This window comes from Halomonas sp. KX33721 (assembly GCF_001596805.1).
In the GTDB taxonomy this organism is placed as follows: domain Bacteria; phylum Pseudomonadota; class Gammaproteobacteria; order Pseudomonadales; family Halomonadaceae; genus Vreelandella; species Vreelandella aquamarina.
On sequence record NZ_LVIA01000007.1, the window covers coordinates 1 to 12538 of the forward strand.

Consider the following 12538-nt stretch of genomic DNA (forward strand, 5'->3'; position numbering starts at 1 on the left):
GCTTATCAAGCCACCTACGCGCGCTTTACGCCCAGTAATTCCGATTAACGCTTGCACCCTCCGTATTACCGCGGCTGCTGGCACGGAGTTAGCCGGTGCTTCTTCTGCGAGTGATGTCTTTCCTAGCGGGTATTAACCGCTAGGCGTTCTTCCTCGCTGAAAGTGCTTTACAACCCGAGGGCCTTCTTCACACACGCGGCATGGCTGGATCAGGGTTTCCCCCATTGTCCAATATTCCCCACTGCTGCCTCCCGTAGGAGTTCGGGCCGTGTCTCAGTCCCGATGTGGCTGATCATCCTCTCAGACCAGCTACGGATCGTGGCCTTGGTAAGCCGTTACCTCACCAACTAGCTAATCCGACATAGGCTCATCCCATAGCGGGAGCCGGAGCCCCCTTTCTCCCGTAGGACGTATGCGGTATTAGCCTGGGTTTCCCCAGGTTATCCCCCACTATCGGGCAGATTCCTATGCATTACTCACCCGTCCGCCGCTCGTCAGCATCCAGCAAGCTGGACCTGTTACCGCTCGACTTGCATGTGTTAGGCCTGCCGCCAGCGTTCAATCTGAGCCATGATCAAACTCTTCAGTTTAAGATCAATGCGATCCTTACTCGCTGCCCGAAGGCAACAAAAGCGGATCAAACTTGGCTCAAGGTTCAAACGAACTTGAAAGATGTGAACATCTTTCTTGTGCGCTTGCCTTGATAATTGGTGATTTATCACCCTCATCGGCAAGCGCCCACATGAATTACCTGATCAAATTGTTAAAGAGCAACTTCCTTAATTTCGCTGCGACGGGCTCGATGACCTGAACCGTGCTGCCTCAGCGAGGAAGGCGTATTCTACGCACTTCCTGGCGTTTGTCAACCGCTGTTTTCAGCGAGTGAAGCGAGCGATCTAAACAACAACAAGACGGCTCTAACCTCCTGACAAACCAGAGGTTTTTCAACCTCATTCACCGCTGGTAACGCTGGGCGTCCCCGGCAGCGGATGCGTACTTTACGGATTCGCGGCCGGGTTGGCAAGAGCTAATGTGAAAAAGTTTTCAGAAAGTTCACACCAGGGTCACGCGAGCGTAACGCTTCTTGCCCGCTTGAATCACATACACTTTACCAGTGGCGAGCATGGTGTCTTGAGCAACGACCTCACCATCCACTTTGACACTGCCATTTTTCAGCATGTCTTTGGCTTGTGCGCTGTTCTTGGTTAAGCCTGAGCGATTCAGAACAGTCGCAACTGGGGCCTGCTCGCTGCCTTCAAAGTCGACGTCTACTTCTGGCAGGTCTTCCGGCAACTCACCATCGGCCAACTGGTTACCCGCCGACTTGTGCGCATTCGCGGCGGCTTCATCACCGTGGTAGCGGGCGATGAGTTCGCGGGCAAGCTCCATTTTCACATCGCGAGGATTCGCACCCTGCTCGACACTCTGCTTCAACGCCTCAATCTCTTCGTTCGATTTCAGCGAGAGCAGTTCGAAGTAACGCCACATTAAGCTGTCGGGCATGGAGACCAGCTTATTGAACATGGAGCCCGGTGCTTCATCCACGCCCACGTAGTTGCCAAGCGACTTGGACATTTTCTGCACGCCGTCCAAACCTTCTAGCAGGGGCATCGTGATGACCACCTGAGGCTCCTGGCCGAAGTGCTTTTGAATCTCGCGCCCCATGAGCAGGTTAAATTTCTGATCGGTGCCGCCCAGTTCGATATCAGCTTCTAGTGCGACGGAGTCATAGCCCTGCACTAGCGGGTAAAGAAACTCGTGAATCGCAATCGGCTGATTCGCTTTGTAGCGCTTCTCGAAGTCATCACGCTCCAGCATGCGAGCCACGGTGCTTTGTGCTGCCAGCTCAATCATTTTGGCAGCCGTTAACTCGCCAAACCATTCCGCGTTGAAGCGCACCTCGGTCTTTTCCGGATCGAGGATTTTGAACACCTGCTCTTTATAAGTTTCCGCATTCGCCTTGACGTCGGCTTCGGTCAGCGGCTTACGGGTGACGTTTTTACCGGTCGGGTCACCAATACGGCCGGTGAAGTCACCAATCAAAAAGATGACGGTATGACCGAGATCTTGGAACTGACGCATTTTGGTCAGCAGTACGCTGTGGCCCAGGTGCAAATCAGGTGCTGTAGGGTCGAACCCTGCTTTAATACGCAGCTTGCGACCAGACGCGAGCTTTTTACGCAGCTCGTCTTCTACCAGGATTTCATGCGTCCCCCGCGACAGCAGCGCTAACGCCTGATCCACCTCACTCATTGCCGATCTCCATGTACTATGTGCCGTTAAAGGCGTTTAAATAATCAATAGTGGGCGATGTTATCACGCTCCACCGCCTTGGTTGAGCCTTCACCCCGTTTTGGATGACTCGCATGATGAAAACCGCCTCCTCCACACCGACGGCCTACTATATCGGGCTCATGTCAGGCACCAGCTTGGACGGTATTGATGCCGCCCTGGTCTCTATCACTCCTGGCACGCCGCCTAAGCTATTAGCCACGGCTGCCGTTGCCATGCCCGATACGCTGCACGCGCAGCTACTGCACCTTTGCCACGCGCCAGCAGCGCACTTTGCCGAACTGGCCGCCGCCGAGGATGCCTTTTGCCGCCTCCAGGCCCAGGCCGTTACAGCACTATTAACGGAACAGGGGCTCGTCCCGGCTCAGATTACAGCGATTGGCAGCCACGGCCAGACGATTGAGCACGCGCCGCAAGGTCACCAGGGTGGTCCGGCGTATACGCTACAGCTAGACAACCCGAGCCTGCTGGCAGAATTGACGGGATGCACGGTGGTGGCCGACTTTCGCCGCCGGGACTTGGCCGCTGGCGGCCAAGCAGCGCCTCTAGCGCCCGCGTTCCACCAAGCGCTGTTTGGGCAGCGCCAAGGCGAACAGCTCGTGCTGAATCTGGGCGGCTTTGCCAATCTTACATGGCTTCCTCAAGAACAGGAGCGCGCCGTGGTGGGCTTCGATACCGGCCCGGCGAACGCGCTGCTTGATGCCTGGTTTGCCAAGCATCACACCGGGCGATTTGATGAGAACGGCACTTGGGCGGCCAGCGGGCAAATCGACCAAGCGCTGCTCGCCCGCCTGCTGCAAGAACCCTTTTTTCATCAGCCGCCGCCGCGCAGCACCGGGCGCGAGCTGTTTCACTTAGCGTGGTTGAGCGACCACCTCGCTGGCGACGAAGCCCCCCGGGATGTTCAGGCAACGCTGGCCGAACTGACGGCGGTGAGTGTCGCGCAAGGGGTGACCCAACTGCCGCTAAGCCAGCCCAGCGCCACGCTACTGGTGGGCGGTGGCGGTGCTCACAATGCCTATTTGATGGAAAGGTTAGCCGCGCACCTGCCTAAGGTCACGCTGCTCTCCCCCGCCACGCTGGGCTGGCCAGAGGATTGGATTGAAGCAGGAGCCTTTGCTTGGCTCGCCCATCAGCGCCTGCACGGGTTACCCGGCAACTTGTCTTCCGTGACCGGCGCCAGCGGCCCGCGGGTACTGGGCGGCATTTACGCCCCCTAGCGGCGACCGTCAATAATCGTCACCGTCGCGCAGAGCAAGATGAGACGGCACCTGCGCATCTAACGGCTTACCGCTGGCGACGGCGTCGCCCTGCTTGATCATCAGCCGCAGGTCGTTGGCGGAATCCGCATGGGCCAGCGCCACTTGCTGGCTGACTTGGCCCGCTTGATAAAGCGCATAAAGCGCCTGATCGAAGGTTTGCATCCCCGCGTCGCGGGAGCCTGCCATGGCCTGCTTTAGTTCATCAATACGCCCTTTTCGGATCAGATCCACCACCCGTGGCGACGAGAGCAAAATCTCGATCGCCGCGCAGCGGCCACCCTGCTGAGTAGGCAGCAATTGCTGCGCCACTACAGCACGCAAATTCAGCGACAGATCCATCAGCACCTGCTCGTGCCGCTCATGGGGAAAGAAGTGAAGGATGCGCTCCAACGCCTGGTTAGCGTTGTTGGCGTGCAGCGTCGCCAAACAGAGATGCCCGGTTTCCGCAAAAGTGAGGGCGTGCTCCATGGTCTCGCGGGTACGCACTTCGCCAATCAAGATCACATCCGGCGCTTGGCGTAGCGTATTTTTCAGCGCCACCTCGAAGGACTCCGTATCCACCCCCACCTCGCGCTGATTAACGATGCCCCGCTGGTGCGGATGCAAGTACTCGATAGGATCTTCAATGGTGATGATGTGCCCACCGACTGAGGCGTTACGCTCCTGAATCATCGCCGCCAGAGTGGTGGATTTCCCCGTTCCCGTGCCGCCCACCACCAGCACCAGCCCGCGTTTGGCATTGGCCAACGCTGCCAACTGGCTAGGCACGCCCAGCGCGCTGAGGGTCGGAATAGTCTGCGCAATGCGGCGCACCACCATGGCGGGCTCGTTACGCTGTTGAAAGGCGCTTACCCGAAACCGCCCCGCGTTCTCCAGGCTTAGGGCAAAATTCGCCTCGTGCTCCTCTTGAAATCGCTCCCGCTGCTTTTCGGGAACCGCATTCAGAACCAGGCTACGCACCTGGCTAGAGGAGAGCGGCTGACGCCCCAGCGGCATTAGCCCCTTGGGCGTTTTCAAACTGGGCGGTGCGCCCACCGAAATCAGCAGGTCTGATGCCTGCTGCTCGACCATAATACCCAGCAGTTGGTGCAGCCACTGGGTCACGGTCATACCGCTGGCTGGCTCACTCATCGCGTCTATTATCCTTGTGCCGCCTTACTCATCTTTTAACGTCAGCGTGCCTTTAGCCCTTGCTTGGGCTTCGTCCATACTCACCACGCCCTCTTTAACCAGCTTAGCGAGCGAGGCATTCAGGGTCTGCATTCCCAGTGCGCCGCCGGTCTGGATAGCGGAGTAGATCTGCGCCACTTTATCTTCGCGAATGAGGTTACGCACCGCAGACGTGGCAATCAGGATCTCGTGGGCCGCCACGCGTCCGCCACCCTGACGCTTCAACAGCGTTTGCGAGATGACCGCCTGGAGCGATTCAGACAGCATCGAGCGCACCATAGATTTCTCTTCGCCGGGGAATACATCAATAATCCGGTCGATGGTTTTCGCCGCCGAAGTCGTGTGCAGCGTACCAAATACTAGGTGCCCCGTTTCAGCAGCGGTGAGCGCTAAACGGATCGTTTCGAGATCCCGCAACTCGCCGACCAAAATCACGTCCGGGTCTTCGCGCAGCGCGCTTCGCAGCGCCCCAGAGAAGCTGTGAGTATCGCGGTGAACCTCCCGCTGATTAATCAGGCAGCGCTTGCTGGTGTGCACAAACTCCACCGGATCTTCGATGGTTAGAATATGCTCGAAGCGCTGTTCGTTGATGTAGTCGATCATCGCCGCCAAGGTCGTGCTTTTCCCCGACCCCGTGGGCCCGGTCACCAGCACTAATCCTCTAGGTAGCATCGAGAGGCGCTGGAACACCTCGCCCATGCCCAAGGCGTCCATGGAAAGCACCTTGTTAGGAATGGTACGAAAGACGGCCCCTGCCCCGCGTGCCTGGTTGAAGGCATTAACCCTAAAGCGCGCCACGCCCGGCACTTCGAAGGAAAAGTCCGTTTCTAGGTGCTCTTCATAGTCGCGGCGCTGCCGATCATTCATGATGTCGTAGATCAGCCGCCGAACGTCGCTGTTCTCCATGGCGGGCACATTAAGCCGACGAATATCGCCATCAACACGTATCATGGGAGGCAGACCCGCCGAAAGGTGCAAGTCGGATGCATTCTGCTTTGCCGAGAATGCCAGCAGTTCGGTAATATCCATCTCTCTTTCCCAGCTGCGGTAAGGTGCTTGAGTATGACAGACAACGCGCTCCCCGAGTCACTTGCATCTGCGCGTGAACGCCTGCGCCGGGCGCTTGAGGATGCCGGACGCTCGCCCACCAGCGCCACCCTGCTGGCGGTGAGCAAAACCAAGCCCGCCGAGATGCTGCGCGAAGCGTGGCAGCACGGCCAGCGCGAGTTTGGTGAAAACTACCTGCAAGAGGCGCTGGATAAACAAGCGGCGCTTGAGGATCTTGACGGCATTGTGTGGCACTTCATTGGCCCACTGCAATCGAACAAGACCCGCGCTGTGGCCGAGCAGTTTGCCTGGGTACACAGCGTTGACCGGTTAAAGATCGCCAAACGCCTGAGCGAACAGCGCCCGGTAGCGTTACCGCCGCTAAACGTATGCCTGCAGGTCAATATTAGCCGCGAGGCCACGAAATCCGGCGTGCTGCCCGAGGGTACCTTGGCACTGGCCCAAGAGATTGCCGCCCTGCCAGGCCTCGCCCTGCGCGGGCTGATGGCGATTCCCGCCCCGGCGGAGACGCTAGAAGCACAGCGCCAGCCGCTGGCAGCGCTACGCCAGCTATTAGAAGAGCTCCAAGCGGCACTGCCTGAAGCACCGCTGGATACGCTCTCGATGGGTATGAGCGACGATTTAGAAGCGGCTGTCTTAGAAGGCGCCACGCTGGTACGTTTAGGCACCGCCATTTTTGGCGCTCGGGGCTAACTACGATTCACACAGCACGCGGCTCACACAACTCACGGTTTACTTTACACGCTGCAAGACGCAGCTATTTGCGAAAAAGGATACCCCCATGGCGAGCAAGATCACCTTCATTGGCGCAGGCAATATGGCCGGTGCCATTATCGGCGGCCTGATCGAAAGCGGTGTCTCACCTAGCGACATCACCGCCACGGCCCCCAACGAAAGCGAACTGGCTCCGCTGAAGGCGCGCCTGGGTATTCATACCCACACCGACAACAGTGCAGCGGTTAACGGTGCAGATGTGGTCGTGCTGGCGGTCAAACCACAGATCATGCGCGGCGTTTGTGAAGCCCTGCGTGAAAGCGTTCAGCAGCAGGCGCCGCTGGTAATTTCCATTGCTGCAGGCCTGGATGCCAACACCATCGACCAGTGGCTGGGCGGCGGCAACGCCCTGGTGCGTTGCATGCCCAACACCCCGTCACTGGTCGGCATCGGTGCCAGCGGCCTGTACGCCAACGCGGCGGTCAGCGATGCCCAGCGCACCCTCGCCACGCAGCTAATGGAAGCCGTGGGCATTGTCGAGTGGGTCGAGGAAGAGCGTTTACTAGATGCGGTGACCGCGGTTTCCGGCAGCGCCCCGGCTTACTTCTTCTTAATGTTTGAAGCCATGGAAGAGGCCGCCGTGAAGCTCGGCCTGCCTGCCGAAACCGCCCGCCGCTTGGCCATTCAAACCGCCTTGGGGGCCTCCACTATGGCCCAGCGCAGCGACAAAGACCCGGCCACCCTGAAGCAGAACGTGATGTCACCGGGCGGCACCACCGAGCGCGCTATTGCGCATATGGAAGATGCGCACCTGCGCACGATCATTGCCGACGCCATGCAGGCCTGCGCCGCGCGCGCCGATGCCATGTCCAAAGAGCTAAGCGGTAACGATTGAGTCTTACGTAGGCAACCGACCGTGAATCACACCATAAGAACGAGATGAACTGCAGGCACGCCGCTCATCTCAAGAACGACATTTTTTAGGAGAAGCCGCAATGGGAAGTCAATTAGGCAGCGCCGGGTTAATGCTGGTGAACTCGCTGATCAATATTTATCTGTTTCTGTTAATGCTGCGCTTTTTGCTGCAGGCATCCCGGGCGGATTACTACAACCCGCTCAGCCAGTCGGTGGTGAAAATCACCCAGCCTGTTGTTGGTCTGTTTCAAGGCTTCCTCGGCCCCGTGGGTGGGCGCTTTGACCTCGCCACGCTGGCGGCCGGTTTCGTGCTGAAAGTCGTCAGTATGATTGCCATTTTCATGGTGATCGGCGTGGGTATGCCGCCCATTGCAGGGCTGCTGATTGCTGGGGTGGCCGCGCTGGCCAACGCCATCTTGAAGATCTACTTCTTTGCCATGATCGTGATGATCATTCTGAGCTGGGTCGCGCCGAATGCCAGCCACCCCGGCGCGCTGCTGGTGATGCAGTTGGTCGAGCCGATCATGGCTCCGGTGAGAAAGGTGATTCCGCCGCTAGGCATGATTGATCTTTCGCCGATCGTGGTCTTTATCGCCATTAACCTAGTAGACGGCTTAGTGGTTGGCTCGCTGATCCGCGCGGCGGGCATCTCGGGCGCACTCGTAGGCCTATAAAGGCCCTATCGACTCGACTATCGCCCCGAGCTTACTTTTTGCAGGACTTATTTTTGCAGGACTAGCGCTTTCGATGCCTGATTCAGACACTCTTGCTTATGACGACCGGCCAGCGGACTCCGTTGGCCTTGTGACCCCTCACGTGGTTAAGTTCGAGACGCCGCTGCCGCTTGCCTGCGGCAAGACGCTGCCGGAGTACGAACTAATCTATGAGACCTACGGCACGCTGAACGCCGAGCGCTCAAACGCGGTGCTGATTTGCCACGCACTGTCGGGGCATCATCACGCTGCGGGCTACCACACGGCCGAGGATCGCAAACCTGGCTGGTGGGATGCCCATATCGGCCCCGGCAAATCCATCGACACCAATCGCTTTTTCGTGGTGTCGCTGAACAACCTAGGCGGCTGCCACGGCAGTACTGGCCCGGCGAGCCATAACCCGGACACCGGCCGCCAGTGGGGTCCTGACTTCCCCGTGGTCACGGTGAGCGATTGGGTCACCAGCCAAGCGCGCCTCGCCGATCATCTGGGCATTGAGCGCTGGGCAGCGGCAGTGGGCGGCAGTTTGGGCGGCATGCAGGTGCTGCAGTGGACGATCACCTACCCCGAACGGGTTGCCAATGCCGTCGTCATTGCGGCCACGCCGCGCCTCTCGGCGCAGAACATCGCCTTCAACGAGGTCGCCCGCCAAGCCATCCGCTCAGACCCGGAGTTCTTCGACGGCTGGTACGCCGAGCACGACACCGCACCCAAACGGGGGCTGAAGCTGGCCCGCATGGTCGGGCATATCACCTACCTCTCCGAAGATGCCATGGGCAGCAAGTTTGGCCGCGACCTGCGCAGCGACGACTTGAGCTTTGGCTTCGACGTCGAGTTTCAGGTGGAGTCGTACCTGCGCTATCAGGGCGATACCTTCTCGACCGCCTTTGATGCCAATACCTACCTGCTAATGACCAAAGCGCTGGACTACTTCGACCCGGCGGCCAGCTGCGACGGCGATCTTGCCTGCGCCTTGGCACCGGCGCAGTGCCCCTTTTTGATCGTCAGCTTTACCACAGACTGGCGCTTCCCGCCGTCGCGCTCCCGGGAGTTGGTGGATGCACTAACGCGCGCGGGCAAATCGGTGAGCTATGCCAACATTGAATCGCCCCACGGGCACGATGCCTTCTTATTACCGGAACCGCGTTACCAAGCGCTGTTCAGCGCCTTTATGGGCCGCGTCGCACGAGAGCAGCACATCGACGCCGCAGGCGCGGAGGAAATACGCTAATGCGCACGGATCTTGAACTGATTTACGACTGGGTTCCCCAAGGTGCACACATCCTTGACCTCGCCTGCGGCGACGGCGTTTTGCTGGAGCGGCTGGCCCAAGAGAAAGGCGTGACCGGCTACGGGTTGGAGATCGATCCAGACGGTATCACCCAGTGTGTGGCACGCGGCGTCAACGTCATCGAGCACAACCTGGACGATGGCCTGGGCAGCTTCTGCGATAACAGCTATGACCAAGTCATCATGACCCAGGCGCTGCAGGCGCTGCGCCGCCCGGATAAGATGCTTGATGAAATGCTTCGAGTAGCCGAGGAGGGCATCATCACCTTCCCTAACTTCGCCTACTGGCGTCACCGCATTCACCTGGGGTTACGCGGCTATATGCCGGTATCGAAATCGCTGCCCCACGCGTGGTACGACACCCCCAATATCCACCTCTCGACGTTTAACGACTTCGAGCATCTATGCAAAGAGAAAGGCTTGGTGATTGTTGACCGTGCCGTAGGAGTGGGCGACCACAAGGGGCACTGGACCTCGAAGTGGTGGCCGAACCTGTTTGGTGAAATCGCCATTTTCCGAGTGCGCCGACGCGCCTAATACCGCACTTACCTCACCCATGAGAGGAGACACGCTATGGCTATCGCGACACTGCGACGCTTTTCACTGCTAACGCTGCTAATGGGGACGCTGCTCAGCGCCACCCAGGCAGCGGCCGAGCAGATGGTGGAAGTGGGCGAGTACGAAATCCACTACAACGCCATTGAAACGAGCTTTCTAACGCCAGAAGTGGCGCAGGCGAACAGTATCCAGCGCAGCATCGGGCACGGCTTAGTGAATGTCAGCGTGCGCGAGCGTCAGCCAGATGGCACCACGCGACCGGTCAACGCTAGCGTTGAAGGCTACGTTAGCGACCTCACCGACACCCGCGAACCGCTCAGCTTTCGCACCGTGCACGATGGCGATGCCACCTACCATCTGGCCACGTTCACGCTGCGCCAAGACGAGCCGATGCGCTTCAATCTCGACGTGCGCTACGACCGCAATGAAAACCCCGAGCCGGTGAGCTTTATTCAGCGTTTCTATATCGAACGCTAAATCGAGCGCTAAGCCCGTACCGGTAGCGCCCGCGCCAGGCGGGCCGCTACCGGTACACTCTGCTGCCACTCCACCATCACGCCATACGCCACTACTTCCACACCCGCGTTCACCGCATCACTCAGCGCCGCCGCATAGGTGGGGTCGATATGCGTCGCCGGTGCCACGTCCGCAATCCCCTCATGCGCCACACAGAACAGCAGCACCGCCCGCTTACCCTGCTCGGCTAACGCCGCCAAGGTGTGCAAATGCTTAGTGCCGCGCACGCTCACGGAGTCGGGAAAGTAACCATGCCCATCCGCCTCTTTCAGCGTGACCTGTTTGACCTCCACGTAGGCGGCGCCCTTCTCAGGGTCATCCAAGCGAAAATCGAGCCGCGCTTCGCCTACCTTTACCTCACGCTTTAACGTTTGATAGCCCGTAAGAGGTGCTATATCGCCTGCGTTAATCGCTGCTTCGACCAAGCCATTCGCTCGCCCGGTGTGAACCGATGCCAGCGCCGTTCCACCATCTGGCTCGGGCAGCTCTATCCACTCCCAGGTCCAGGCCAGCTTGCGTTTGGGGTTATGACTGGGCGAGAGCCATACACGGCAGCCGGGTACGTTCACCGCCTTCATCGAGCCAGTATTCGGGCAATGAGCCACCACTTCCTCACCGCTATCCAGGCGCACATCGGCCAGAAAGCGCTTATAGCGGCGCAGCAGCGTGCCAGGCACCAGCCCTGGATAGGTCATCATAAGCGGCTCACAAAACGCGCGATGCGCACCACCGCCTCCTGCAGCCGTGCCACGTCGTTGGTGAACGCGATGCGCACATGGTGCTCGCCGCCCCGTACGGCAAAGTCGATACCCGGAGTGATGGCGACGTTCTCCTCCACCAACAGGCGCTCACAGAAGGCTTGGCTGTCGCGACTGTAGCGGGAGATATCCAGCCAGAGATAGAACGCCCCCTGGGGCGGTAGATCCGGCGCAAGCCCTAGCTCGACCAAGCCATCCAGCAGCACTTGGCGACGCTGTTTGAGGGTGGCGCGACGGGTTTCCAGAATATCCCGACACTCGGGAGTAAACGCTGCCAGCGCCGCATGCTGGGAAGGCGTCGGAGCAGCCAGAAACACGTTTTGCGCCAGCCGGGTGAGCGGCTCGACAGCCTGTTCTGGCGCCACCAGCCAGCCCAAGCGCCAGCCGGTCATGCCGAAGTACTTGGAGAAGCTGTTCACCACAAAGGCATCCTCCGACAGCGAGGTGGCTGAGAGTGGTGCGTCGTCGTAATTCAGCCCCTGGTAAATCTCATCGACGATGACATCGCCGCCCTTGGCCGCCACCGTGTCGATCACCTTCGTGAGCGCCTCGGCATCCAGCGTATGCCCGGTGGGGTTGGAGGGGCTGGCCAACATCGCTAACCGCGTCTTGGCCTGCCAGTGCCGCTCAATCAGCGGCGCGGTAAGCTGCCAACCGCTGTCACGCCCAACGGGCACGGTATCAATTTCCGCGCCCGCCAGGGCCATAAAGTGGCGGTTACAGGGGTAATTAGGGTCGGCCATTAATACCCGGTCGCCGCATTCGGCCAACAGTTGGCTAGCCAGCAACAGCGCGCCAGAAGCGCCGGGCGTGACCAGAATACGCGCAGGGTCCACCTTGGCATTAAAGTGTTCGGCATAGTGCCCAGCGATGGCTTCACGTAACGACGCCAAACCGGCAGCGGGGGTGTAGCGCGTTTTTCCCTCGGCAAGCGCCTGCTGACCCGCCGCCACAATGGGTGCGGGAGTGGCAAAATCGGGCTCTCCCACTTCCAGATGAATCACATCATGGCCAGCAGCCTCACGTGCCTGAGCCATTTCTAGTAAGTGCATCACGCGAAAAGGCGCAACGTGATCAACACGCGAATTCCAGGCCATCATGGCTCCTTCAACTAATAAATAGTAGATTAATCATGACCCTGGCCGCACACGATGTGGGACCATGGTCCAAAATGCACTATTATGCTTGCATCACGTGCAATTTTCAGCTAAACAAGCATCCCTTTGGCGTGAGATCGTGACACACGCTCATGGTCGATCAGCAGTCACATACGTAAGGGGCA

General features: G+C 59.2%; 12 protein-coding genes and 1 rRNA gene. 7 read left to right on the plus strand and 6 right to left on the minus strand.

Translation table 11 applies throughout. The annotated features are described in order from the left end of the window. A 16S ribosomal RNA gene (locus tag A3220_RS02275) occupies positions 1–590 on the minus strand; the annotation flags it as partial. Between the two features lie 463 nt (positions 591–1053). Continuing rightward, entirely contained in the window at positions 1054–2253 is a 1200-nt protein-coding gene (gene tyrS / locus A3220_RS02280; protein ID WP_044629499.1) for a tyrosine--tRNA ligase, read from the minus strand. Between the two features lie 116 nt (positions 2254–2369). Here tyrS and A3220_RS02285 point away from each other — a divergent pair, with 116 nt between their 5' ends. After that, positions 2370–3512, plus strand: a complete 1143-nt coding sequence (locus A3220_RS02285; RefSeq protein WP_062372973.1) for an anhydro-N-acetylmuramic acid kinase — start codon at positions 2370–2372, stop codon at positions 3510–3512. A 9-nt stretch (positions 3513–3521) separates the two neighbouring features. Here the strand turns inward: A3220_RS02285 and A3220_RS02290 are convergent, their stop codons facing one another. Both A3220_RS02290 and A3220_RS02295 read right to left on the minus strand, forming a co-directional pair. Then, positions 3522–4685 (minus strand): PilT/PilU family type 4a pilus ATPase, encoded by a 1164-nt coding sequence (locus A3220_RS02290; RefSeq protein ID WP_084812735.1) that lies wholly within the window; start codon positions 4683–4685, stop codon positions 3522–3524. Between the two features lie 24 nt (positions 4686–4709). Further along, complete coding sequence (locus tag A3220_RS02295; RefSeq protein WP_058578305.1) at positions 4710–5753, minus strand: type IV pilus twitching motility protein PilT; 1044 nt, start codon at positions 5751–5753, stop codon at positions 4710–4712. A 33-nt stretch (positions 5754–5786) separates the two neighbouring features. Between A3220_RS02295 and A3220_RS02300 the strand changes: the two genes are divergently transcribed. From A3220_RS02300 to A3220_RS02325, 6 genes are all read left to right on the plus strand, one after another. Continuing rightward, on the plus strand, positions 5787–6485 hold the full coding sequence (locus tag A3220_RS02300) for a YggS family pyridoxal phosphate-dependent enzyme (RefSeq protein WP_062372865.1): 699 nt from the start codon (positions 5787–5789) through the stop codon (positions 6483–6485). 88 nt (positions 6486–6573) lie between these two features. After that, positions 6574–7401: a pyrroline-5-carboxylate reductase gene (gene proC, locus A3220_RS02305; RefSeq protein WP_044629496.1), complete on the plus strand. Its 828-nt coding sequence runs from the start codon at positions 6574–6576 to the stop codon at positions 7399–7401. Between the two features lie 100 nt (positions 7402–7501). Next, on the plus strand, positions 7502–8095 hold the full coding sequence (locus tag A3220_RS02310; protein ID WP_058578303.1) for a YggT family protein: 594 nt from the start codon (positions 7502–7504) through the stop codon (positions 8093–8095). A 73-nt stretch (positions 8096–8168) separates the two neighbouring features. Then, complete coding sequence (locus tag A3220_RS02315) at positions 8169–9365, plus strand: homoserine O-acetyltransferase (RefSeq protein ID WP_062372869.1); 1197 nt, start codon at positions 8169–8171, stop codon at positions 9363–9365. After that, positions 9365–9961 carry a methionine biosynthesis protein MetW gene (gene metW, locus A3220_RS02320; protein ID WP_062372871.1) on the plus strand — a complete coding sequence of 199 codons (597 nt, stop codon included), beginning with the start codon at positions 9365–9367 and terminating at the stop codon, positions 9959–9961. The genes A3220_RS02315 and metW overlap by 1 nt, the downstream gene beginning before the upstream one ends. 36 nt (positions 9962–9997) lie before the next feature. Beyond that, positions 9998–10459: a DUF4426 domain-containing protein gene (locus tag A3220_RS02325; protein WP_054640979.1), complete on the plus strand. Its 462-nt coding sequence runs from the start codon at positions 9998–10000 to the stop codon at positions 10457–10459. Positions 10460–10467: 8 nt separating this feature from the next. Here the strand turns inward: A3220_RS02325 and sfsA are convergent, their stop codons facing one another. Continuing rightward, positions 10468–11196 carry a DNA/RNA nuclease SfsA gene (gene sfsA / locus A3220_RS02330; protein WP_062372875.1) on the minus strand — a complete coding sequence of 243 codons (729 nt, stop codon included), beginning with the start codon at positions 11194–11196 and terminating at the stop codon, positions 10468–10470. Continuing rightward, complete coding sequence (locus tag A3220_RS02335) at positions 11193–12353, minus strand: aminotransferase class I/II-fold pyridoxal phosphate-dependent enzyme (protein WP_062372878.1); 1161 nt, start codon at positions 12351–12353, stop codon at positions 11193–11195. The genes sfsA and A3220_RS02335 overlap by 4 nt, the downstream gene beginning before the upstream one ends. Between the last annotated feature and the right edge of the window lie 185 nt (positions 12354–12538).